Source organism: Flavobacterium sp. (assembly GCF_039930565.1).
In the GTDB taxonomy this organism is placed as follows: domain Bacteria; phylum Bacteroidota; class Bacteroidia; order Flavobacteriales; family Flavobacteriaceae; genus Flavobacterium.
In genome coordinates this window covers 1-24,263 of record NZ_JBDTTP010000037.1, presented here as the reverse complement: position 1 = coordinate 24,263, position 24,263 = coordinate 1, and the positions used below count along the sequence as shown (strand labels likewise).

At 33.6% G+C, this 24,263-nt stretch carries 20 protein-coding genes and 1 pseudogene; 5 read left to right on the top strand and 16 right to left on the bottom strand.

Annotated elements, in window-relative coordinates:
• Window position 1 precedes the first annotated feature (1 nt).
• Both ABI657_RS10800 and dusB read left to right on the top strand, forming a co-directional pair.
• The gene (locus ABI657_RS10800) at window positions 2-1,297 is read left to right on the top strand and encodes an AMP-binding protein (RefSeq protein ID WP_348097283.1); all 1,296 of its coding nucleotides are present in this window, start codon (window positions 2-4) and stop codon (window positions 1,295-1,297) included.
• Window positions 1,298-1,464: 167 nt separating this feature from the next.
• On the top strand, window positions 1,465-2,457 hold the full coding sequence (gene dusB / locus ABI657_RS10795) for a tRNA dihydrouridine synthase DusB (protein ID WP_348097267.1): 993 nt from the start codon (window positions 1,465-1,467) through the stop codon (window positions 2,455-2,457).
• A 41-nt stretch (window positions 2,458-2,498) separates the two neighbouring features.
• Here dusB and ABI657_RS10790 read toward each other — a convergent pair.
• From ABI657_RS10790 to rbfA, 3 genes and pseudogenes are all read right to left on the bottom strand, one after another.
• Window positions 2,499-3,772: pseudogene (locus tag ABI657_RS10790) on the bottom strand (MATE family efflux transporter).
• 324 nt (window positions 3,773-4,096) lie between these two features.
• On the bottom strand, window positions 4,097-5,296 hold the full coding sequence (locus ABI657_RS10785; protein ID WP_348097266.1) for an FtsX-like permease family protein: 1,200 nt from the start codon (window positions 5,294-5,296) through the stop codon (window positions 4,097-4,099).
• A gap of 1 nt (window position 5,297) precedes the next feature.
• Window positions 5,298-5,690: a 30S ribosome-binding factor RbfA gene (gene rbfA / locus ABI657_RS10780; RefSeq protein ID WP_007808467.1), complete on the bottom strand. Its 393-nt coding sequence runs from the start codon at window positions 5,688-5,690 to the stop codon at window positions 5,298-5,300.
• A 357-nt stretch (window positions 5,691-6,047) separates the two neighbouring features.
• Between rbfA and ABI657_RS10775 the strand changes: the two genes are divergently transcribed.
• The 3 genes from ABI657_RS10775 to ABI657_RS10765 are packed head-to-tail and all read left to right on the top strand — an operon-like array spanning window position 6,048 to window position 9,405.
• Window positions 6,048-7,484, top strand: coding sequence for a circularly permuted type 2 ATP-grasp protein (locus ABI657_RS10775; RefSeq protein WP_348097265.1), 1,437 nt, complete (start codon window positions 6,048-6,050; stop codon window positions 7,482-7,484).
• A 27-nt stretch (window positions 7,485-7,511) separates the two neighbouring features.
• Complete coding sequence (locus ABI657_RS10770) at window positions 7,512-8,453, top strand: alpha-E domain-containing protein (protein WP_348097264.1); 942 nt, start codon at window positions 7,512-7,514, stop codon at window positions 8,451-8,453.
• A gap of 4 nt (window positions 8,454-8,457) precedes the next feature.
• Window positions 8,458-9,405, top strand: a complete 948-nt coding sequence (locus ABI657_RS10765) for a transglutaminase family protein (protein ID WP_348097263.1) — start codon at window positions 8,458-8,460, stop codon at window positions 9,403-9,405.
• A gap of 36 nt (window positions 9,406-9,441) precedes the next feature.
• On the opposite strand, the gene ABI657_RS10760 is transcribed toward ABI657_RS10765, so the two are convergent.
• From ABI657_RS10760 to ABI657_RS10700, 13 genes are all read right to left on the bottom strand, one after another.
• Window positions 9,442-10,716: a peptidoglycan DD-metalloendopeptidase family protein gene (locus tag ABI657_RS10760; RefSeq protein WP_348097262.1), complete on the bottom strand. Its 1,275-nt coding sequence runs from the start codon at window positions 10,714-10,716 to the stop codon at window positions 9,442-9,444.
• A gap of 23 nt (window positions 10,717-10,739) precedes the next feature.
• Complete coding sequence (locus ABI657_RS10755; protein WP_348097261.1) at window positions 10,740-11,519, bottom strand: DUF4292 domain-containing protein; 780 nt, start codon at window positions 11,517-11,519, stop codon at window positions 10,740-10,742.
• Between the two features lie 15 nt (window positions 11,520-11,534).
• Window positions 11,535-12,884 carry a tetratricopeptide repeat protein gene (locus ABI657_RS10750; protein ID WP_348097282.1) on the bottom strand — a complete coding sequence of 450 codons (1,350 nt, stop codon included), beginning with the start codon at window positions 12,882-12,884 and terminating at the stop codon, window positions 11,535-11,537.
• Window positions 12,885-12,914: 30 nt separating this feature from the next.
• Window positions 12,915-13,931 (bottom strand): sugar phosphate nucleotidyltransferase, encoded by a 1,017-nt coding sequence (locus ABI657_RS10745; RefSeq protein WP_348097260.1) that lies wholly within the window; start codon window positions 13,929-13,931, stop codon window positions 12,915-12,917.
• 66 nt (window positions 13,932-13,997) lie between these two features.
• Complete coding sequence (gene dut / locus ABI657_RS10740; RefSeq protein WP_348097259.1) at window positions 13,998-14,432, bottom strand: dUTP diphosphatase; 435 nt, start codon at window positions 14,430-14,432, stop codon at window positions 13,998-14,000.
• A gap of 46 nt (window positions 14,433-14,478) precedes the next feature.
• Entirely contained in the window at window positions 14,479-15,939 is a 1,461-nt protein-coding gene (locus ABI657_RS10735; protein WP_348097258.1) for an oligosaccharide flippase family protein, read from the bottom strand.
• A 510-nt stretch (window positions 15,940-16,449) separates the two neighbouring features.
• Window positions 16,450-17,976: an AAA family ATPase gene (locus ABI657_RS10730; protein ID WP_348097257.1), complete on the bottom strand. Its 1,527-nt coding sequence runs from the start codon at window positions 17,974-17,976 to the stop codon at window positions 16,450-16,452.
• Window positions 17,977-17,986: 10 nt separating this feature from the next.
• A complete protein-coding gene (locus tag ABI657_RS10725) occupies window positions 17,987-18,817 on the bottom strand; it encodes an ATP-binding cassette domain-containing protein (protein WP_348097256.1) in 831 nt (276 codons plus the stop codon).
• A 2-nt stretch (window positions 18,818-18,819) separates the two neighbouring features.
• On the bottom strand, window positions 18,820-19,590 hold the full coding sequence (locus ABI657_RS10720) for a hypothetical protein (RefSeq protein ID WP_348097255.1): 771 nt from the start codon (window positions 19,588-19,590) through the stop codon (window positions 18,820-18,822).
• Window positions 19,591-19,637: 47 nt separating this feature from the next.
• Window positions 19,638-21,452: an OmpA family protein gene (locus tag ABI657_RS10715; protein WP_348097254.1), complete on the bottom strand. Its 1,815-nt coding sequence runs from the start codon at window positions 21,450-21,452 to the stop codon at window positions 19,638-19,640.
• A 26-nt stretch (window positions 21,453-21,478) separates the two neighbouring features.
• On the bottom strand, window positions 21,479-22,603 hold the full coding sequence (locus ABI657_RS10710; RefSeq protein ID WP_348097253.1) for a hypothetical protein: 1,125 nt from the start codon (window positions 22,601-22,603) through the stop codon (window positions 21,479-21,481).
• 3 nt (window positions 22,604-22,606) lie between these two features.
• Window positions 22,607-23,281 (bottom strand): hypothetical protein, encoded by a 675-nt coding sequence (locus tag ABI657_RS10705; RefSeq protein WP_348097252.1) that lies wholly within the window; start codon window positions 23,279-23,281, stop codon window positions 22,607-22,609.
• Between the two features lie 120 nt (window positions 23,282-23,401).
• On the bottom strand, window positions 23,402-23,848 hold the full coding sequence (locus tag ABI657_RS10700; RefSeq protein ID WP_348097251.1) for a GNAT family N-acetyltransferase: 447 nt from the start codon (window positions 23,846-23,848) through the stop codon (window positions 23,402-23,404).
• Between the last annotated feature and the right edge of the window lie 415 nt (window positions 23,849-24,263).

Genomic DNA, 24,263 nt, shown 5'->3' with positions numbered 1-24,263 from the left:
CATTATTCCAGCAATAGAAAAAGATTCTTTAGAAGCAATTAAAATTTTTCAGGAACAAAAATTAGCCGAATTTTTAGGATATATCAGTCATAATTCCCCTTTTTACAAAAGACTTTTTGCCGGACAGAATATTGATATTTCGAAGATAAAAACGCTGGAAGATTTACAGCTTTTACCGGTAACTACAAAAGAAGATTTACAGCAATACAATGATGATTTTTTGTGTGTTCCACAGCATAAAATTATTGATTATGCTTCTACTTCAGGAACTTTAGGAGATCCGGTAACTTTTGGCCTGACCGATTCTGATTTGGACAGACTAGCGTATAATGAAGCCATTTCATTTGCCTGCGCCGGAATTGCAGAAGGTGATGTTGTACAATTGATGACGACAATTGACCGTAAATTCATGGCGGGTCTGGCCTATTTTTTAGGATTGCGAAAACTACAAGTCGGAGTAATTCGTGTTGGTGCAGGAATTCCTGAATTGCAATGGAATTCTATTTTAAAATACAAACCTTCGTATGTAATTACCGTTCCTTCTTTTCTGTTGAAGTTAATAGAATATGCGGAAATTCACGGAATCGATTATGATAACTCCAGTATAAAAGGAGCCATCTGCATTGGAGAATCGTTGAGAAATCAGGATTTCTCGATGAATACCTTATCCAAAAAAATCACTGAAAAATGGGATATTAAGTTGTTTTCGACTTATGCTTCTACCGAAATGAGCACTGCTTTTACAGAATGTGAGCATGCAATAGGAGGACATCATCATCCGGAATTGATTATTATTGAAGTTTTGGATGAAAACAATAAACCAGTAAAAAATGGTGAAGCCGGCGAATTAACTTTTACAACTCTGAGTATTGAAGCGATGCCATTACTGCGTTTTAAAACAGGTGATATTGTACAATTGCATAATGAACCTTGTGCATGCGGAAGAAATACAGTTCGCGTTGGACCGGTTTTGGGACGTAAAAAGCAAATGATCAAATACAAGGGCACAACACTTTATCCGCCGGCAATGAATGATGTTTTAAGCGATTTTGATACTATCGAAAATCATATTATTGAAATTTCAACCAATGATTTAGGCACAGATGAAATTCTAATAAAAATCGCTTCCAGAAATCAAACTCCCGAATTTTTACAGGAAATAAAAGATCATTTCAGGGCTAAATTACGTGTAACACCGAAGATAGAATTTGCCTCAAAAGAAACTTTAAATCCTTTGGTTTTTAATCCGATGAGTCGAAAACCAATTCGTTTTTTCGATTACCGAAATAACATATAGAATGTTTTTTTTCACCATATAAGTAATAGAAGTTCCTGTAAAACTTTTCGCAAAGATAAAATGAACTTATATTACTTATAAGGTTTACTTTCGCGCTTTCAACTTCACTTTTAATGTTTTGTCTTCGAATTAAACTAAAAGTTGTAATTTTGCAAAAAATAGTGAAGATGGTCAAGATTGGCAATATAGAATTACCCGAATTTCCTTTATTACTGGCTCCGATGGAAGATGTGAGCGATCCGCCGTTTCGCAGATTGTGCAAAACGCATGGTGCTGACATGATGTATTCTGAATTTATTTCTTCGGAAGGGTTGATTCGTGATGCAATCAAAAGCCGCATGAAGCTGGATATTTTTGATTATGAACGCCCGGTTGGAATTCAGATTTTTGGTGGAGATGAAGAAGCAATGGCGCTTTCGTCTAAAATTGTTTCTACAGTAAAACCTGATTTGGTGGATATTAATTTTGGATGTCCCGTTAAAAAAGTAGTCTGTAAAGGTGCCGGAGCCGGAGTTTTAAAAGATGTCGATTTGATGATTCGATTGACAAAAGCGGTTATCAGAAGTACGGATTTGCCTGTAACGGTAAAAACACGTTTGGGCTGGGATGACAACTCCATCAATATTGATGAAGTTGCCGAAAGATTGCAGGATATTGGTGTTCAGGCTTTAACAATTCACGCAAGAACCCGTGCACAAATGTACAAAGGCCACGCAGACTGGTCGCATATTGCCCGTGTAAAAAACAACCCTCGAATTACAATGCCTATTTTTGGAAACGGCGATATCTACAGTCCTGAAAAAGCATTACAATATAAAAATGAATACGGCATCGACGGAATCATGATTGGCCGTGCCGCAATTGGTTATCCGTGGATTTTTAATGAAATCAAACACTATTTCAAAACAGGACAACACTTACCGGCACCCACTGTTTCAGATCGTGTTGAAGCTGCCAGAAATCATCTGCAATGGTCTATGGATTGGAAAGGAGAACGTTTGGGAATTGTAGAAATGCGTCGTCATTATACGAATTATTTCAAAGGAATTCACTCGTTCAAAGAATACAAACAAAAACTGGTTACTACAGATGAGCCAGAAAATTTGTTTACCGTTATGAAAGAAATTGAACAGGTTTATGCAGGGTATGAATTTGTTTAGAAATATAAAAGAGCTTCAAAATTGAAGCTCTTTTTTTTAAATTATACCTGAGTGCGTTTCCACCTTCCTCGTTTGTAAAGTACAATTCCAGCTAACGTAATGGCGGTTTCAGCAACCGGAATTGCGATAAAAACGCCTGTTGGTCCCATCTCAAAATGCTTTGCCAATACATAAGCCAGTGGAATCTGGAACAGCCAAAAGCCGAAGAAATTAATTGCTGTTGGTGTCCAGGTATCTCCTGCTCCGTTGAACGTATTGATTAAAACCATTCCTATTCCGTAGAAAACAAATCCGGCACTCATAATCTGCAAGGCTTCAACAGCGACTGTTCTAACCATTTCGTCGTTTGTGAAAAAGGAACAATGTATTTGCCAAAACACAATGAAATAATCATAATCGTTGCCATAAAAATCACATTGTATTTCGCTGTTGTAAAAACTGATTTTTCTGCACGCTCAATTTGTTTGGCCCCTAGATTTTGTCCAACCAAAGTGGCAGCCGCATTACTCAATCCCCAGGCAGGAAGAATAAAAAACATCATAATTCTCAATGCTGTCTGATATCCTGCAGATCCATGATCACCACCAGTCGTTGCTACCAATTGTGCCAAAAATATCCAACTGCAGGATGCTATTACAAATTGCAAAATTCCCGGAGCTGCAATTTTCACCAAAGCTTTAATCTGCTGAAAATCCGGGATAAAATATGGCATTATAATTCTTAAAGCACCTTTTCCAAAAAACAAATGGTATACCTGATATAATACGCCGATACTTCTTCCAAAAGTTGTTGCCAGAGCTGCTCCGATTAATCCAAAAGCAGGAATTGGCCCAAGACCATTAATTAAAATTGGACATAAAATAATATTGCAGATATTAGCCAGCCAAAGACTTTTCATGGCAATTGCTGCATTTCCGGCACCACGAAATATGCCGTTGATCAAAAATAAAAGCATGATGCATAAACTCGAACCAATCATGATTTGTGTAAATCGGTAACCGTGTTCGGCAGCATCTGCAGAAGCTCCCATTAATAATAGAATATCTTTCGCATAAATTACGCCCAAAACACTCATTACGCTATTGACTGCAAAAGCAATAATGATGGCCTGCATTCCAGCTTTTGCGGCAGCAACCGGGTCTTTTTCTCCAATTCGTCGAGCCACAACTGCTGTTGCCGCCATACTCATTCCAATCGCCAAAGAGTAAATAATTGTAAGTACTGATTCGGTTAAACCTACTGTTTGAATGGCGAAGCTGCTGTGTTCTAAATGTCCGACAAAATATAAATCGACTAAAGCGAAAACGGATTCCATCATCATTTCCAAAACCATCGGAATGGCTAATAAAATAACTGCTTTTTTGATGCTTCCGGAAGTATAATCAAAAGATTCGTCGCCTTTTAAGGCTTGTTTTAAAGTCGTAAAAATTTTAGAAAACAGACTTTTCTGTATTGTTGTTTCTGTCATGATGTATTAGGATAAATTATAAAAATTGCTCAGATCCAATAATCTGAACTCAAGAAAAAAAAACGTAAGTATCCTAATTATTTGAAAAATAAAATAGGATTAGGCAGAAACAATCATATGCTTGTAGATTTTAAGGCGGTAAATGTAAGTAATATTTTTTATGAAGAAATACTAATCCAACAACTTTTTACTCACACGGCTGCTGGCAATTAAGGAAGCCACAAACCCAAGAGAAATAATGGTTCCCATAACAATGAGAACATTCTCAAGTGTAAAAACCACAGGATATGCCAAAGTTGGCGTTATCATGATGAGTTCATACTGCTGCTGAAGCACTACTAAGACAATCCCCAAAATAAGTCCAATTATACCACCAAAAACACTTAATAAAGTTCCCTGAAGCAAAAATATTTTTCTCAAGTGATGAATAGGTGTTCCAAGATTAAACAGCGTTTTCAGGTTTCCTTTTTTATCCAGAATCATCATAATCAAAGCACCAATCAAGTTAAAAAGCGCTACGATAATCACCAATGTAAAAATCAGGTAAACTGCAATATTTTCGGTATTGAGCATTTTGTACAAAGACTCGTTTAACTGTGCCCTGTTTTTTAAGGTAATTTTATTTTTAAAAATTGTTTGAAGTTTTTCTTTGACAGCATTTTCGTCTGCGTTTTCTTTCAGGTTCAATTCAATTCCGGAAATTTGATTCGGTTTGTACATCAGCAATTCCTGTACTAAGCCCAAATCGGCAAATACATATTTGGAATCTAATTCTTCGCTGACAGAATATATTCCTACCGGCAATACATCTGTTTTGTTAAATGCTTCTTCGGGGTTATCAATAGCCCCTTTTCCGGGTTTTGGTGCAAATATCTGTAATGGATTTTCGAAATCCAGTATTCCCATCGAAAAATCCTGAGCAATTCCGTAACCAATTACCACCTGATAAGTATCCGGTTTCAGCCATTGCCCGTTGAAAAGTTTTTTTTTGATATCGTTTACAACCGGATAAACACTATCCACTCCTTTTAAATAGGTTACCTGTTGTTTGTCCTTAAACAAAAACAAAACCCGCTCTTCGATAATTTTGGTATAGGAAGCAATTCCTTGTATGTTTTTAATTTCCTTTTCCTGATCTGGAGATATAAAAAATGATTTTCCTAAAGTACTGGTCATTTTCAAATCTGGATCAATCTCATTGGTAAAAGAAAGACTGAAAACTTTTAACCCGCTAAAAACAGAAAGCACCACAAACAAAGCCATTGTACCAACAATGATTCCCATGCTGGCAATATAATTAATAACATTAATAGCATTGTTTTTACTTCTGCTAAAAATATAACGTTTGGCTATGTAAAGTGGGAAATTCAATTTATGATTTTCTTCTTTTTTCTAAAAGATCACGGTTTTCGATTGGGTTTTCTCTGTTTGACAAAGCGTTGTCAATTTTCTCGATATAATCTAAAGAGTCGTCGATAAAAAACACCAAATTAGGCACTCGGCGCAATTGTAAACGCACTCGCTGCGACAAGTCATGCTTAATTAAAGTTGTATTTGATTTTATTCCTTCTAAAGTCTCTTTTGCTTTCTCTTGTGGAAAAATGCTCAAATACACTGTCGCCACAGATAAATCTGAAGTAACACTCACTTTGGATACCGAAATTACCAAATTATTAATTCCGTTTTTTCTCACTTCACCTTGCAAAATATCAACCAAATCTTTTTGGATGACACCGCCTATTTTTTTCTGTCTATTTGTTTCCATAGTGCAAAAATACTATTTTTAAATTCAATCATTGCAATTTCGTAATCAACAATCCAATGATTTTTACACGATTAAATGCTCCTTTTCACCGCTTTCTGTTTAATTCTAAAATTTAAAAATCTTTATTTTAAAAGTAAATTCATCTGAAAGTATTTTTTAGGAATATCAAATCTTAAAAAAACACAGCCATAAAAAAGAAGATTTTCAAAATTAAAACCTCAAAAAACAAATCTTACATAAATTACAATATTATCACACTTAATACGAATTATAATCTTTTAAAGTCGTATTTTGGATTAAAAAAGCAAATAATTTTCACCAAAATACTTAAAAAAGTATTTATTTAATAATTAGAGTATGGCGAAATTAGCACCAGGTTTAAATCCCAATGGCTGGGACGAAATGTTTTCTAATAAAGGTGTCCGGGATTCGTATCGTCAGGTTTTTCAAACCCTGCAAAGTCTAAACCACAAAACTTTGACCAATAAACAACAACAAGCCTCTGACTTATTCATGAATCAGGGAATTACCTTTACGGTTTACAGCGATGATGATAAAGGAATTGAACGCATATTTCCTTTTGATATTATTCCGAGGATTATCACGCAAGAGGATTGGCTGGAAGTAGAATCCGGAATCAAACAGCGCTTGTTAGCACTGAATTTATTTTTGGAAGATGTATATAATGATCAGAAAATTGTAAAAGATGGTATAATTCCGGCAGGATTAATTGCTTCATGTCCGCATTATATTCAGGAGGTTCAGGGCATAAAAGTACCTCACAACATTCATGTGCACATTGCAGGAATCGATTTGATCAGGGGAGCAAAAGGCGAATTCTATGTGTTGGAAGATAACCTGAGATGCCCCAGCGGCGTGAGTTATATGCTGGAAAACCGTGAAATCACCAAACGAATTTTCCCGGATATGCTTTCCTCGAACCATGTAAGTATGGTGAGCAATTATCCTATGATTTTTCATAGCATTTTGGTTTCATTATCACCTAGAAATATATCCAATCCTAATGTAGTTTTACTCACGCCCGGCGTATACAATTCTGCCTATTATGAACATACGTATCTCGCACGGCAAATGGGAATTCCGTTAGTAGAAGGACGTGATTTGGTCGTAAACAACAGCAAGGTGTATATGAAAACGACAGCGGGTTTGCAGCAAGTTGATGTAATTTACCGGCGTTTAGATGATGAGTATCTTGATCCTTTGGTTTTTAAACCGGACAGCGCTCTTGGTGTTCCTGGCTTAATTAGTGCCTACCGACAAGGAAACGTTGCGCTGGTGAATGCTGTTGGAAATGGAGTTGCCGATGACAAAGCCGTTTATGCTTACGTTCCGGATATGATTAAATATTATCTGAACGAAGAGCCTATCCTTAAAAATGTTCCCACTTACCGTATGGAGAATTTAGATGAACGTGAGCATGTTTTTGCTAATATGGAAACCATGGTTATTAAAGAAACCAACCAAAGTGGCGGTTACGGAATGATTATGGGCAATAAAGCGACTCAGGAAGAAATGGAGGCCGCTAAAATCGCCATTACAGAAACGCCGCGAAACTTTATTGCTCAGCCCATTATTCAACTCAGTACTGTTCCTTGTTTGATTGACGGGCAGCTAAAATTACGTCATGTTGATTTAAGACCTTATGCCCTTTGTGGTCCAAAAGGGATTCAAATCGTACCCGGTGGTTTAACCCGTGTTGCCCTTACCGAAGGATCTTTAGTTGTAAATTCATCTCAGGGTGGAGGCAGTAAAGACACCTGGATAATCAAATAAATTATAAACATTCAAAAAGAAATAAATATGCTTAGCAGAGTTGCAGATGGAATGTTTTGGCTTAACCGATACATGGAAAGAACCGATGGAATGTTGCTTACCCTAAACACTTCCTATATTTTATCTTTCGATAAAGAAATTGGTGATTCACAGGGTTATAAACCACTTTTAGAATATTATACAAGTTTGTCTCATGCCAAAATTCATTCCATACAGTATGATACAACTTATGTATTAAAATATATTATTTGCGATAATCAGAATGATAATTCGGTAAAGAATTTGGTTGTAAAAGCTCGCGAAAATGCCAGAGGCGCACAAGATAAAATTACCAAAGAATTGTGGGAACACATCAACTCTATGTACCATTTTGTGAACTCACCAGATTTGCCAAAAAAACTTGAAACCTCTGATGCACTCAATGTAATTACCAAACTCAATAAAGATCTATTACTCTATAACGGAATTCTTCAGGTAACTATGCCTAGAGGTTTAGGCTGGTGTTTTTCGAGTATCGGCAAGCATATTGAAAGATGTTTACAAACTATTTCGATGACACAGGCCTATTTTTCACCTATCAATTACAATCTTGAAGGCGAAGAAGATCTAATGTACTGGCGAAGATTATTGTTATCACTTTCCGGTTATGAATTGTACATGAAAAGTTACAGCAATATTTCCCACAATCGAAAAGTGGCACATCAGGTTCTTTTTAATAAAGATTTTGCACACTCTGTAATTTATACACTGGACTTCATTAATACGTATCTGGATAGTTTGTTTAAAGACAATGATTTAAGTGAAGGACGTACTTTATTAAACCAATTTGGACGTCTTAAAAGTTATATTGAATTTACTGATTATCAACATTTAAGCAATCAGGAATTAGAAGATGTTTTAAAAAATACCAAAAACCAACTGATTCAATTTTCAACCGATTTCTCAAAATTATTCTTTTCTTACACTTAAAAATATGGCACTTTTCAAAATAGTACACATCACCAAATACCAATATAATCATCCTATCAAAGAAAGCATCAACGAAATACGCTTATTTCCGCATCATTTTGAAAATCAGGAAGTATTGCAGTACCAGCTTTTAATAACACATGCTCCAAATGTTGATATTTCTCAGGATTATTATGGAAATCGTGTCGGCAATTTCAATGTTTTAGCCAGCCATACCGAAATGACAATCGAATCCAGAATGCTGGTCCGGGTTAATCATTCCCTTAAAATTCCTGAAATTGATGCCACTTCCGTGAAAGATATCCAGATCGAAAAAGAAAAAAGTATTTTATTATTGCGCCTTTGTTACATCGATAAAATCAAAAAACAATCTGAGATTGAAAGCATTTTAGAGGAAATAAATATTGAGGATAAATCTATTATCGAAATTGCACAACAATGTAATTCTTATGTTTTTAAACATTTTGCTTACACAAAAGGAATTACAAACATTGAAACAACTGTAGATGAAATATTAATACTTAAAAAAGGGGTTTGTCAGGATTTTGCTCATATTCTTCTGCATCTTTTGCGCACAGCCGGTATTCCTTCGCGATATGTGAGCGGCTACATTTGCCCAAATGAAAGTGGACTCCGCGGGGAAGGTGCTACACATGCATGGGTAGAAATTTACACGCCAACTCAGGGTTGGTTAGGTTTAGATCCAACCAACAACATCTGGACAATGGATAATCATGTTCGTCTTTCCGTAGGAAGAAATTTTAGTGATTGTACTCCTATAAAAGGGACTTTTAAAGGGCTTGCCAGACAGACACTTTCTGTTTGCGTTTCTATAGGATACGAAGACGGCAGGCAATTTGAAGAAATAAACGACGTGAAATTACAAGAAGTTTCCTCAAAAGTACAGGAGCAGTTAAATTATATGGATCAGTTGCAGCAGCAACAACAATAAAAAATAAAGGGAGCTAAATTTAGCTCCCTTTATTTTTTATCTGTTTTGCAACCATCCTTCCGGATTGTTATTTGATATATTTTGAAGAATCAAAAATTTAATAATTGTTTTTCCTGTGTCACCACTAGTTCTTACCTTTCCAATACTTTGTTTAACTTTAACTTTATCACCTTGTTCAACAGATACTGAACTTAGGTTTTGATATACGGTGAAATAATCTCCATGCTGAATAAAAACAGCTCTGTTTACAGGAGACAAGGCTATAACTTTTGACACTACTCCTTCAAATACGGCGCGGGCAGTTGCTCCTTGTTCAGTAGTAATCTCTACTCCGGAATTATGGACGGTCAATGACGGATATAGCGGGTGCGGCTGATCTCCATAACCTAATGAAATAAATCCTTTTTCTACCGGCCACGGTAATTTTCCTCTGTTGGCCTTAAAATCAGCTGCTAATATTTTACCTTCTGGAGTTAATGTAATTCTATCAGATGAAAAACTTTTAGTTGGAGCCGGTTCACTACTTTCTGTGCTTTTGCCTTCTGCTATTCGTTTTCGTCTTTCTTCTTCTGCTCTTAAATTTGCTAATCTAATTTGTTCACGAATTAATTGCTTAATTTTAGCATCAATTGCTTTTGATTCTTTCTGTTTCGCTCTTGTATCGGCAATAATTTTACTCTTGTCTTTTTTAATTAGATTGACTAACTTTTGCTGTTCTTTCTTTTCAACTTCCAAGCTTTGTTTTTCTTTTTGATTTTCAGCGATAATCTTTTTCTTAACTTTTCTTTGTCCATCTAATTTAGCATTGTAGTCAACTAATTCTGCTGTTTTGGACTGAATCTCTAAGCCTTGATTTTTTCTGAAATTGGTGTATTGTTTTAAATATTGTGCTCTTTTGTAAGCCTGCAAAAAACTCTCTGAAGATAAAATGAACATTGCCCTGCTTTGTTCAGAACGGCTTTTATATGATTTAAGGATCATCTTGGCATAATCTTCTTTCAATACCTTAAGTTCTCTATTTAATTTATTTACTTTCATTTGATTAATGTACATGTCATTACTCAAAAGTTTTTCCTGCTTTGCAGTAGTACTAATTAATTTTTCTTTTAGCTTGATTTTGTTTTGCTGGATCAAAAAAACATTTACAGCTGACTTCTCTTGTTTCTTTACAGACTGAAGCATTTTTTCGTTATCTCTGATTTCCTGCTGAATCTGGGCTTTACGCTGTTCCAGTTTTTCTTGTTGATCATCTTGTGCCCACACAAAAGTTGTGGCACATATAAAAATTAGGCTTAGGAGAAATTTTGGCATCTGTCTTTTATCTTTTTGCAAATTTACTTAATTATAACTTTTTTATAGCCATTTGGTACACTATAAGGAAAAGAAAGTTCCTCATTAAAAGAAACAGAGCTGTACTTTAAATTAATATCTGTTTTCCCTTTCGGTTGAATCGCATTAATTTCAATGCTTGCCGGAAGTATTCCCTGATCAAAAACCTTGTGGTCGGAATATAAAATTTCCAGCTTTCTGTTTTCCTTGTCTTGAGATATTTCTTCCTTTTGCAAAAAATATTTTTCAGCATCCAAAAAGAAAACTTTTTTTAGATTAGCTCCTTTTTCATCTTCCAGACGATACAAATTTTCTATAATTGTCTGTGTGTATTTGCTTTCTCTTAAATCATCTAAAGCTTCTCCAACCAGTAAGTTTTGTACTTTAGTGTAATCTAATTCGGTTCCAAGCCATTTGCTCAGACTGGTAAAATCACCTTCATAAAAAGTGCCATTTATTTTTTCATAATAACTTACCGCTGTTGGTGTTATTAGTGCTTTTGCCATTGTAATTCCTAAAAAACGTACACTTACCAAAATTTGTTTATCTTTTTCAATTTTAATCTCAGCAGTAACATTCTGACTTTGCTTTTCATCAACATATTTAGCATTTGCCTTGATGTATAATGTTTTAAAATCTAATTTATTACCGTAATGTTTTTCTATTACTTTGTTATCCTTTTTTACCTCTGTTTCAGTGGTATTACTGTTCTGTACAGCAACTGCCTTTGATTTGCAAGAGATTGTAAAAATCGCTGCTACTATTATTACTATATATTTTTTCATCTGAATCTAAATCTTTTACTTCTTTTGTTTTAATAATTCTTTTGCCTTCAAAAAGTATTCCTCTTTTTTCTTAGCATCTCCTAAACCATTATGAGCTTCTCCAAGCTGCATATTAAAATCCGCCTCCATTTTTTTATCATCTACTACATAATCAAGTCCCATTTCTAAAACGGTTTTTGCATTCTTAAATTGCTTTAACTGATTATTTCCTAAACCTGCGTAATAATAAAATTGTGGCTGGCTTGGATAAACATCAATCATATTCATGGCTCTTTTTGTCATCAAATCAAATTTATTGGCCTGAAAATAGGCTTCAAGCAAAAGTAAATTAGTCTCTCGATCTGTATCTGAATTTGCTTTTAAATCTTTTTCATAATATTTAATTGCATTCTCAAACTGCCCTTTGCCATGATAAAATTTTCCTATTTCTTTTGCAACATCAACTTCCTTATCATTGTCAAAATAACCGATTGCTTTTTCTAAATCCGAACCGTACTGAGGATTTTTATTTACATAAATCAAAAACTCATTTAGCGTTCTGTGTTTTATTTTTGAATCTATTTTTGAACTTGACAAAATTGTATTCATCGAGCTGATGGCTTTTTCAGCCTGATTAGTATCTAAATATCCTTTAAACAAACTCACCTGTCCCCACTCAGAACCTGGTATTTCCTTTGCTAATTGTTTTGCTGTTTCTATAGCTTTATCTGTTTGATCTGCTTTAGAATATAAAAAAATTAAGTTGACATAATTTGATTCTTCTTTCGGATTTTGTTTGATCTGGTTTATCAAATTATCAATTTCAGCGTTTTGATACTTTCCTTGTGCTAAAATCTGCATTTTATAAATATTCCTTTCTTCGGATTTTCCGAATCTTTCATTCATTTCGTTAATCGTTAAAAGAGCCTTGTCAAACTGATTGGTAATCATATAAAGTGAAATCAGATCGTCCTTGTATTCTTCATCAAAAGGAATAATTTTTTGAATCGTTTCAATTGCTAAAGGATAATTTTTTGTTTCAAAACTCACATCATAAACGCCCAACCAAAACCATTTGTTTTTAGGATTTAATTGTATTGCTTTTTCAAATGAATCCTGTGCGTTTTTGTACTCTTTTAAAGCCAGATAATTTTTCCCTAATTCAAAGTAAGCGACAGCATCATTAGGTTTTAGCTTAATACATTTTTCTAAAGATACAATTGCCTTATCATAATTTTCAATTCCTTTCTGTTTTAATGATTCATAAAACGAGTCCTGATATTCATCAGTTGCCATGGCAATATCTTCCGGTTCAGTCTGTGCCGTAACCGAAATCTGATTGCCCATTAGAGCAAAAAATAAAATTACTAAAATTCTTTTATGCATCATTTACAGAATTTCATTTTATACTATCATTTATTCCAACACTGAATAGTCACCAATACTAATACTGGTAAATTTACCATCATAACTAACATGGTTTCCAACCATTGCATTATCTAAGTTAGCATTTTTTATATGTGCATGTGTCTGAATCAAACTGTTTTTTATTGAACTGTCAACAACATGACACCCTTTTCCTAATGAAACATTTGGTCCTACTGTTGCGTTTATCAACACTACATTTTCTCCTATATAACAAGGTGGAATAATCGTTGAATTTTCTGATTTTACTCCATAATCAATTAAGTGTTCTCCATCATTATGCAAGAACCCTAACATTCTCGAATTGGTCTCGACCGTAACATTTTTATTTCCGCAGTCCATCCACTCGTCTACGCTTCCGGTTTTAAAAACTTTTCCGTTAGCCATCATTGCTTTAATTCCGTCATTGATCTGATATTCTCCACCATTTTGAATGTTATTATCCAAAACATCCTGAAGTTCTTTTTTCAAATCGCCAACTTCTTTAAAATAATAAATTCCGATAACCGCTAAATCACTTACGAACTCTTTTGGTTTTTCTACCAATTCTATAATTTCGCTATTAGCGTTTAATTTTACAACACCAAAGGCTTCCGGTTTATCAACTTGTTTCACCCAGATTACTGCATCAGCAGCCGGGTCTAATTCAAAATCAGCCCTGATTAATGTATCTGCATAGGCAATTACTGCCGGACCAGACAGAGAATCCTTCGCACACATAATGGCGTGTCCTGTTCCTAAAGGCAAATCCTGACGATATATAGAAGGCTTTGCGCCTAAACTTTGCGCCAATTCTTCTAAACTTGCTACAAGATCATCACCAAAAAAAGCTTCATCACCTAAAATAAAAGCCACCTCTTCAATTGGTTCTTTTAATATTTTGGCTATATCCTCTACTAAACGATGTACGATAGATTTTCCTGCAACAGGAATTAATGGTTTTGGAATAGTTAATGTATGTGGTCTGAGTCTTGATCCGCGACCCGCCATTGGAACGATTATTTTCATGTTTTTCTATTGAAAGATTAAAAATTTAAAGATTATGGAATCCTTAAATCTAAAATTATTAAATTTCTATTTTACTCCTGTACTCCCAAATCCGCCTTCACCTCTTGTTGTTATTGAAAGTTCTTCAACTTCTCTCCACTCGGCTCTTTCGTGTCTGGCTATAATTAATTGTGCGATTCGTTCTCCGTTTTCAATCACAAAAACTTCGTTCGATAAATTTACTAAAATTACACCTATTTCTCCCCTGTAATCTGCATCAACAGTTCCGGGAGAATTTAAAACCGTAATTCCTTTCTTAGCTGCCAGACCACTTCTTGGACGAACCTGTGCCTCGTAACCAATTGGCAGCTCTATAAAAAGTCCTGTTTTTACAATTGTTCTTTCTAATGGTTTCAACGCTATTGCCTCGGTTAAGTTAGCGCGCAAGTCCATTCCTGCCGAAGCAATGGTTTCGTAATTTGGTAAATCGTGCTGTGATTTATTAATGATTTGTATTTCCATTTTTTTGTTAAAATATAAAAAAGTAAGTTGGGTTATAAAAAACGAATTACTTTCTATTGATAATTCCTTTGATTGTTTCTTTTTCGTTATGATAAACAAAATACATGAAGCCTAATAATAAAAGAATTCCAACAAAATAATTTTCCCTAAATCCATAAAAGGAAATAGCTGAAAATCCAATAGAAATTCCTAAATATGCGCCAATTTTGTTCATATCATATGGTATTGGGTAATACTTCTTCCCTAAAATATAAGAAATCAGCATCATACTTCCGTAAGCACAAATAGTTGCAATTGCTGAACCATAATAGCTGTAAATTGGAATTAAGAAATAGTTTAATACCAATGTTACAATAGCGCCTATGATAGAAATATAAGCTCCTATTTTCGTTTTATCAGTCAATTTATACCAAACTGATAAATTATTATAAATTCCTAAAAAGAAATTTGCCAGAATTATGAGAGGTACGACTTTCATTGCTTCCCAGTATGACTTATTATCAAGTAAAAGGAATTTTAAAATGTCTGCAAAAACAATGACTGCCAATAAAATCATAGAACCTAAAATCACAAAATATTTGGTAATAACAGCATAAGTCTGGGGAGCATTTTCATTTTTGGAATGACTGAAAAAGAAAGGTTCAATTCCTAATCTGAAAGCAGTTGCAAACAAAACCATGAACAATCCTAATTTATAACATGCCGAATAGGCTCCAACTTCAGATTTTGCAAGATTTTCCGGAAGCCAGTAACCTAATAATATTTTGTCGAAATGTTCATTAACCGCAAAAGCAATTCCTGCTACTAAAATAGGCAGCCCATATCGCATCATCTTTTTCCATAAAACCCGATCGAATCTTCGTCCCAGTAAAAGGTAATGAGGGGAAAGAACTATAAAAGTTACTAAGCTTGCCAGTAAATTGGCAATAAAAATATAGGCTATTTGGAAATTTTCAATGTATAAATTATCCCAGACAGAACCGGGATTTGAAATTGCAATCTTTGGCAGATACAATAAGAAAAAAAGATTCAATAACAGATTTACAAGCACGTTTCCAATCTTAATTATGGCATAAACTATTGGTCTCTGGTTTGCTCTTAATTTAGAAAATGGGACTAAAACCAATGCATCTAATACTAAAATCCAGACAGAATAGGTAATATATTGCGAATCAACTTCAGCCCAATTAGCTAAAGTGTTTCTAAAAATTAAGGCAGCGAACAAAAAACCTATTGAAGACCAAAATATAGATATCGTGGCAGTTGCAATTACGTTTTTTTTATCCTCTTCTGCACTATAAAACCTGAAAAAAGCAGTCTCCATTCCGTATGAAAGAACAACGTTGAAAAAAACCATCCAGGACAAAACAATTGAAACTTCACCATATTCTGCTGTTGGCAAAAGACCAGTATATAATCTAACCAATAAAAAACTAAGCATTCTAGGCAATACTGTGGCTAATCCGTAAATAGCAGTCTGTTTAAAAAGATTTTTATATAATCCCAAAATAATTTAATAAATAAGTTTATAAAACAAAAATAACCATTCTTTTGTTTATAAATTGCCTCACGTCATAATTAAACTATAAATACATTTAATAAATTCATTTTCAATAAGTAAATGTAAAATATATAAGATACGTCGGAAATTATATAACAATTACCCTAAACTGTTTTCTTAAATTTGTTCATAGGGATTGAGAAAGCTAAATACAACCCTTATAAAAAAGGAAGCACTGGGACTAATAAAGCTTGTTTGTTCCCATAAAAGACAAAGCACAAGGGATTGATTCTGCTGTATTGTAACCCTATAAAAACAGAGCATTGGGACTAATAAAGCTAGTTTGTTCCCATGAAAGACAAAGCACTACAGATTTTATTATCTGTTATTATTTATAAAATGGAACTGATTCTCAGTTTTGGTAATTGAGAATCACCATTTTATAAGTTTAAAAATAAATGAATATTCCTTATAATAAAAAAGAGCTGACAAGTGGGGATGTCGGCTCTTTTTTATTTATGATTCTTTGTCTTTTTGCTCAAGATTAACATTTTGCTCTGTTTCTTTAGGTTCTGGAATATCTTCTTCAGTCAATGTCTTTAAAGCCTTATTAGTGATTTTCTTTAATTTAACAATTCTGTTAGCCTGATTTTGAACACACTTTTCAAATAAATTTCGAACAGCCCTTGCGTTTCCAAAACTTTCATTTTTTGTTTTATATAGTAAATCAAAGGTGTCAGAAAGTTTTTCTTTGGCATCATTAGAGACTATAAAATCTGATTTGGTGCAAAGTGATTCAAAAATTTGTAATAATTCTACAGGCGAAAAATGATCAAAATAAAAAAATCTATTAAAACGGGATCGCAATCCCGGATTTGATTCTACAAAAATTTTCATTGGTTCTGTATATCCAGCCACTACCACTGCCAAATCGTCCCGATGATCTTCCATTCTTTTTAGCAATGTATTGACTGCTTCTGCACCGTAATCATTTCCAAAAGCATTTTGAGAAAGCGCGTAGGCTTCATCAACAAACAAAACACCTCCAAGACTTGAGATTACAGCAGCATCTACTTTCGTGGCCGTTTGCCCTACATACCCTGCAACCAAACCTTCCCGATCTGTTTCATACATTTGGCCTTTTGATAAAAACCCCAAATGTTTGAAAATCCGGCTTAAAAGTCGTGCTACAGATGTTTTTCCGGTTCCTGGTGGTCCTGAAAAAACAGTGTGCAAGGTGATTTCTACATTCTTTAATCCTTGATGAGAACGTTTTTTTTGTATTTCTAATAAATTAATAAGTTCACCAACATCTTTTTTGACTGTTGCTAAACCCACTAATTCATTTAATTCTTTTAATACTTTTTCGAGTGTATCTTCTTCCGGAAGCACTTCAACTTCTTTATTCTTTGATTTATTTAAACTTAAACCTAAAAAATCAGCAAAAACAGTGGTGCTTTCTAACTTTTTATCAAATGCAAAACTAAGAAAATTTTGATATTGAACTAAAATTTCGTCCCTTTTAATATGCCTTGTTTCAGACAAAACTACAGGCAGCAGAGACCGGTTTTGCTCTGCGTTTGAAGTAAGAATTTTGTTTTCTTTTTTTATTTTTAGAATCTGATTTTTAAACTCCTCTGTAAAAACCAATTGATTCAATTGTGCTGTAGCATTTTCTTCAGCAAAATGATTATTGCGCAAAGCATCGTAATAATAGGCAAGTACAAATTGAGATTTTTCATTTTTATTCGCCCATTCTTTATCATACAATGTAATAATATCCGAAAGGAAAAAATGTTCTGCCTTAAAAAGTAATCCTCTGGAAGCGGTCGGATTTACCTCCTGATTTATTTTTTGAATAAATTCTGTATCTTGATTTAGAACCTTGCAGGTTTCAAGAATCCTTGCGGTTTCTTTCTGTAAGTCCTTAATAAAGGAAGCCGTAAAAACGGCTTCATCAGGATTTATATTGGTCTCCAAATATTTTTTAAGAGACAAAAAAGACTCTTCTATAATAGCTATCGGATTGTTTTTTTTTGCCATGTAGCTAAATTTAAGAAATCATCATTTGATGAATAATCTCTTTTGATAATTTATGATGGTCATCACAATAATCTTTCCATGCCAGATCCATATCCCTCAAGTCATATTTGGCAACTATTGTTCCGTAATGTTCCTTTTTACCATTTATGGTTGGGTATCCAATAACATAAATAGTCTGTGCTAATTCTATTGCCAGTTCAATATCATGAGTAGAAAAAATAACCGTATTAAAATCTGAGGAATTACTCAGTAGCTCAAAAGATTTTTTTACCTCTTGAATATTTCCTACATCTAAACCGGAGAAAGGTTCATCTAAAACAATAAACTGATCAGATGAAAACAATTGCTCTAATATTGCGGTTCTTTGTCTTTGCCCGCCAGAAAGTTCGTTAGGATATTTGTCCATGCAATTCTCTAATCCCCATTCTTTTAAGTAATGCTGTATTTTTTCTTCTTTTTCAGTGTTCGAAAGGGTAGTTTTCCGCAGCGAAAATTTTAAGGCTTCAGTAACCGTTTTATGTCGGAATAAAGTATACTTCTGATCTACAAAACCAACATCACCTTCCCTGACAGACTTAGCTGCATTTGGCTCTTTGTTTTGAAAATCACGAATTAATATTTTTCCCGAATTACAAGGAACCAATCCCGTAAGTGCTTTAAAAAAAGTTGATTTTCCTCTTCCGGATCTTCCAACAAAAGCAATTACTTGTCCTGTATTATCTATACCATCCCTGACAACATCTTTTTCTATAAAACTTATATCTTTTATAATTACAGTATCATCATACGCAACACTAAGATTTTCTACGTATAAAAGTGTTTCTTTATATTCGTGTTTCATGATTATATTTTTGAATATCTAAATATTGCTTTTCTTAAGAAATTTATTCCTGCATCTAAACTAAGTCCAATTAATAAAATTATGATTTGAAGTGCTATAATTCTACCTGTATTCATAAACTTATCAGAGTTTTTGATTAAAAATCCTAAACCGCCTGATGCAACAACTATAGATTCTACAGTAACCAGCATCATCCATGTAATGGCGAGATTTTGTCTGATTACATCCATAACATAATCTAATCTTCCTAAAACGATAACTTGCCATAGCACTTCTAACCGGGTACATTTTAACATTTTGGCGTGATCAAATTCTTCTTGCGGAATATCTTTGATAACAGCAATTAATGATGTCGTTAAAAATGTAGTCAGGAAAATAACTAAAATCCAAACCTGCATTGTTCTTGCTTCGTGAATTACCATAGTAATATAAAATGAAAGTCCGGTAAAAGGCAGAAAACGAAACTTGGTCACAAATTCAGAAATTGATTTCAATACCGGAATTGGCCACGAATAAGCCAATACTAATGAAATTACAGTAGCCAGAAAAATAGAAATAAAACACAGTTTCAAAGAATTGAAGATATGTACCACCAAACCTTCCTTATACAATTCTGAAAATCCTTTTATGACCTGATTTGGAGAAGGAAACAGATGTTTTTCACCAGTTGTTGTAGCAAACCAGATTACAATCAAAAGAACCAGCCAACATATTAAAATGATTGTTTTTTGGAGCTTTGAAATTTTTTCGAAAGGAGTAAAATATTTTATCATATAATAGCAGAAGGCTACCCATAAGATAGCCTTCAATATTTAAGTTATTATTTTAAGAAAGTAATCACTACACGTCTGTTCAACGCTTTTCCAGAAGCAGAATTGTTGTCTGCAATTGGATCGTTCTGGCCTTTTCCATCTACCATTTGAAAACGATTGGCAGGAATTCCTTTTTGTTTTAAATAATTTACAACGGCTTCAGCCCTGCTTTTTGATAACGCTAAATTAGAATCTGGATTTCCAACATTATCCGTATGTCCTACCACAGTCAATTTTGTATTTTCTGCCTGCACTAAAAGATTGTAAATTTTTTCTACCTCTCTGCTTGACGAGTTAGAAATATCTGCACTTCCTGTATTGAAATTAATTTTCCATTCTCCGGAAGCTACTACCTCTGTTGCCTGGTTGCTGTAATCTGCTTTATCTGCCGAAGTCGATTCGATGTCATTGATGTTTTTCAGAAAGAATAAATTTACTGCCTGGTCATAGGGAACAACAGCACCTACATTCTCATTAAATCCAAACGGATTCAATTCTGTAAGATATCCGGAAACTTGATTGTAGACCGATTTATATCTGTTTACACCGTCTGACAGTCCAAAATACTGCATAGCATCTGCATAATTAAATACTTTTGATCCACCCATGTTATAAGTTAAACCGCCTTTTGTACCTTGTTGTCCTTTAAACATTTTATACCAGTAATCTGGAGTTTCCATTTTATAAGTATCTGTAATTGCTTGAGAAGCTCTTACTCTCCAGTCGTCATAATTTTTCATTTGGTTTGAAGCCGTCAATGCTGATTTCAATATATTAGAAACAATATCAGGATTTTTTACTGCCCATTCTTTAACACCAATAAGTGCTGTTGGCATTTGGTTGTTGAATTCTTTTGTTGAAACAATATCTACAAATCCGGAAAGTTTATCAAAAACTGTTTTATCTCCAGGTGTCCAGGTTGCACAGCCATCGATCTTTCTGTTTACGGATTTTCCTGTCAATTTTCCGTTTATTACTTCTTTCAAAGTAACTGTCCATCCTGTTGTCTGAGATTTAATCAATTCTTCAGCCGATTTAATATAATCATCATTTTCAGATGGATAGATATTTACCGCTTCAGCATCATAAGTCGCCGGATCCGGGTTTACTTTCAATCCGTTAGCAAAACAATAATTTACAGTTGTAACCCAGTCACCATCTCCCAGAACCGCAGAAATAACAGAACCTTTCATAGATTTTGGATCTGATTTCCAGTTTGGCGGGCCGATTAATTTATCTTCACCATAACTCATACCGACAACACCCATAACCTGCAGGTGATATTTATCCTTTCCGTATTTTTCGTCTAATGATTTTTGAACAGAGCTTATATAAAATGGCGCACCATCACCCATAATCATAACAGCAAAAACACTTTTATCTGAAGTTGGAAAAGCTTCTCCCTTATCAAATTCTTCGATAAATTTCATCTGCATGTTACGCAATTCCGATAACCAGTCCTGACGAATAATTTCAAGATTAACTCCATTTTTTTCCATCAAAGATCCTTTGGTCGTTTTTGGCCCACCATTAGAAACGATAATTCCGGATTGAGCATTCCAGGCATATCCTCCAATTCTCACTAAAGGTTTACCTGAAACTTCAGAAGAAATATCTGTAGATGGAATCGCAATTTTTTCTGCATTAGTTACATTATTAACGTCCGTTTGATTAAGATCTATTCCATTTAATTGCTTTGAAACTGCGGTTTTAATTCCAGGAGAGATATAATAAACTCCTGCTAAAATTGCTCCTATCGCAACTATAACGATTATGAATTCAGAAAACGTTGTTAACTTTTCTGTTCTTAAAATTTTTCCCATTTTATTTTTAAAATTTAATTTGTTTATTAGAAAATATCTCCAAAACCACCACCTGATAATTTATCATCTTTGGTCATTTTATAATTTGGACTTGTATATTTTGTTGAATCCGGAATTGTATTATCCCCCGTTTTAATTTCATCCGCCAACGAATCTAATCTTGAATACAGTTCATCGTTATCTACAGAATATTTAGAAGTTAAAGCATCAATATCAATTAAATTCTCCGATGTTTTTGCAATATCCAGGGCAATTGTCGAAGTTACTACTTCTAAAGCATATTCTAATTCCCAGTCTTTTGTAAACAGCATGGCGCTTTTAGCACTTTCCGTTGCTTCTTTAGCATTTCTGGCAAACTCATATTCTTTTTGGAGCATCTTAACAGTAACATCAAAGTCAGCAATTTTAATGTCAATTGCTGTTCCGGCCAAAGTTAATTTTCTATCCATTTTACCAAGAACATTGGCACGAACACCATATTTTTGAATAAAACTTTTACTTTGTTCATATTGTGTTGAAACTCTTTGTGAGTCACTGAGCTTTCTGGCTAATTCACTTTGTAAAGCCACATATTCATCTGTATCTTTTGCAGCAACTCCATTAATTTTTACCATTTCATCCATGGCTGATTTGAGTTTTTCTGACTGACGCTGTAAACTTAAAACATCTTCCTGAAATTCTTTAGCTTCTTTCTCAGACTTATTAGCTTCAATTTCCATTTCATTTTTAAGTCCTTTTAGCTTGGCTTTTGTGTTTTTAAAGACCTCACGGTTTTTAATCATCTTTTGTTTCTGCTCTTCCAATTCATTAAAAGGATTACTTTGAATCAATGCCTTATGAATATTTTTTGTTGCGAAACGAAGCGCTTTCATAATTACTGGTGCCATCATAACTAAAAACACCAAAAACACACCTGTCGCAGATAATGCGATAGCCTGTCCAAGCATTGTAAACAGTGGCGGAATAATATATGTCCAGACTAAATATCCCCCAACACCTAATAAACCAAGTGCTAAAGCCAAAAACAATGACTTTTCCCCTTTTTTAAGGGCTCCGGATTTTAAAGCAATTTCTCCTTTTGATTCATCAAAATGTTTTAAAATTGGTAATGTTAAAAGGGTGCTTTTTTCTTGTTCGTATCTACTATCCATTGATTATAAATATTGATTAATTCCTGTTATTACAGTATTGATTGATGTTAATATTTTTTGTTTTGCTAAATTGTTGGCATCCATTTTTAATTGAATTTCTGAAAGCTGCTCCATATTAACCGGATCAATTTTTTGAAGTTCTGTTTTTTTAGATTCAAGATCTTTCTGAAGTTCTATAATTTTCGCTTCTAATTCAGAAACACTTTTAGACAAATTATATTTCTCTTTAGTAATATTATTTTCTAAGTCTGATTTTTTTGTTTTACCAATTGTATCATATTTGGTATAGACTTTTTCAATTTCAGCCATATAAAAACTTCCTTTCTGTAAAAGAAATTCTTTAGTTAAATCTGGTCTAATTGTTTTACCCATGGTAAAAGCCATCTGATAACTCTGCGGATTTGTAACTCCTACAGCTAAAACGGATTTATATAATTCAAAAAAATCAAAACCTGATTCATTTAATGATTCAAAACCTTTATCATAAACTTCAAAGATTTCATTTAAAAAAGGATTCGTCAGTGAATTAGTTGGAAATGATTCAGGAATTTCAGTTGGAAATTTATTTTCTGTTGAGGATTGAACGGATGCTGAGGATTGAATATCTTTTGATGCATCCTTATTTGAAATCTCATCATTTATAAAGAGACTTTTCCAATTAAAACTTTCTTTTGCCATTGTTTTTCAGAGTAAAAAATTTTTTTTTAACGCTTCTATCTGCTATAATACGCATTTGTGTTAAAAAGTACTAATTTAAGTATAAATATATCTGTTTTTAAATTACAAATCTAATATAATTTATTGCGTCAGTTTTATTTCATCTAATATTTTTACAAAATGAAATCCTTTTGGCTGATAACCTTGATTATAATAAAAACGATGCGCATCGAAATTACCTGTAAAGGCATCCAGAACAATACTGCTGCAGTTTAGATATAATGCTTTCTGCTCAATATAATCAGTCAAAAATTTTCCTATTCCTTTAGAGCGATGTTCAGGGCTAACTACAAAATTATCAATTTCGAGATATTTGCCCGTCCACAATTTTGTAGCTGACCAGCATCCTGTAATCCCCACACAAATTTCATTTTCAAAAACGACAATCTGGGTATAGTTATGCGGTATCATTTCTAAAAGATAAGCTCTGTATTTCTCTAAGGAAAGTTTTGGATATAGAAATTGCATGATTTCAATCTGAGCCAACATCTCCTCAATTTTGGTTAACTCTTTGATCGTAAGTCCCATTTGATTTAAAAATTAGAATAAAATTATATTAATTATTTAATGCTAAAATACTATTTATCATTATATATCTTTTAAACAAATTCATGTTAATTCAAATTAAATTTATGTTTATCAATTAGTTAACCTGTTAATTTTTAAAATTTTATTAAAAAAATGAAATATCACTAAATATGGGTATTGTACGTATCCAGTTATTTATAAATCTTTGCAATGTAAAAAAAACGATTTTTATAAGAGTGATTTCAAGATTATAAAATATAAGGGAATAATTTAGCTGATATGTAACCCTTACAAAAAACAAAGCATTGGGATGATAAAGCTATTGTTCCTTAAAACAAAACAAAGCACCGGGATTGATACAGCTGATATGTAACCCTTACAAAAAACAAAGCATTGGGATGATAAAGCTATTGTT

Coding starts and splice junctions, on each gene's coding strand:
- dusB (WP_348097267.1), top strand. CDS start 1,465: ATGGTCAAGATTGGCAATATAGAATTACCCGAATTTCCTTTATTACTG.
- rbfA (WP_007808467.1), bottom strand. CDS start 5,690: ATGGAAACAAATAGACAGAAAAAAATAGGCGGTGTCATCCAAAAAGAT.
- ABI657_RS10775 (WP_348097265.1), top strand. CDS start 6,048: ATGGCGAAATTAGCACCAGGTTTAAATCCCAATGGCTGGGACGAAATG.
- ABI657_RS10770 (WP_348097264.1), top strand. CDS start 7,512: ATGCTTAGCAGAGTTGCAGATGGAATGTTTTGGCTTAACCGATACATG.
- ABI657_RS10765 (WP_348097263.1), top strand. CDS start 8,458: ATGGCACTTTTCAAAATAGTACACATCACCAAATACCAATATAATCAT.
- ABI657_RS10760 (WP_348097262.1), bottom strand. CDS start 10,716: ATGCCAAAATTTCTCCTAAGCCTAATTTTTATATGTGCCACAACTTTT.
- ABI657_RS10755 (WP_348097261.1), bottom strand. CDS start 11,519: ATGAAAAAATATATAGTAATAATAGTAGCAGCGATTTTTACAATCTCT.
- ABI657_RS10750 (WP_348097282.1), bottom strand. CDS start 12,884: ATGCATAAAAGAATTTTAGTAATTTTATTTTTTGCTCTAATGGGCAAT.
- ABI657_RS10745 (WP_348097260.1), bottom strand. CDS start 13,931: ATGAAAATAATCGTTCCAATGGCGGGTCGCGGATCAAGACTCAGACCA.
- dut (WP_348097259.1), bottom strand. CDS start 14,432: ATGGAAATACAAATCATTAATAAATCACAGCACGATTTACCAAATTAC.
- ABI657_RS10730 (WP_348097257.1), bottom strand. CDS start 17,976: ATGGCAAAAAAAAACAATCCGATAGCTATTATAGAAGAGTCTTTTTTG.
- ABI657_RS10725 (WP_348097256.1), bottom strand. CDS start 18,817: ATGAAACACGAATATAAAGAAACACTTTTATACGTAGAAAATCTTAGT.
- ABI657_RS10720 (WP_348097255.1), bottom strand. CDS start 19,590: ATGATAAAATATTTTACTCCTTTCGAAAAAATTTCAAAGCTCCAAAAA.
- ABI657_RS10715 (WP_348097254.1), bottom strand. CDS start 21,452: ATGGGAAAAATTTTAAGAACAGAAAAGTTAACAACGTTTTCTGAATTC.
- ABI657_RS10710 (WP_348097253.1), bottom strand. CDS start 22,603: ATGGATAGTAGATACGAACAAGAAAAAAGCACCCTTTTAACATTACCA.
- ABI657_RS10705 (WP_348097252.1), bottom strand. CDS start 23,281: ATGGCAAAAGAAAGTTTTAATTGGAAAAGTCTCTTTATAAATGATGAG.
- ABI657_RS10700 (WP_348097251.1), bottom strand. CDS start 23,848: ATGGGACTTACGATCAAAGAGTTAACCAAAATTGAGGAGATGTTGGCT.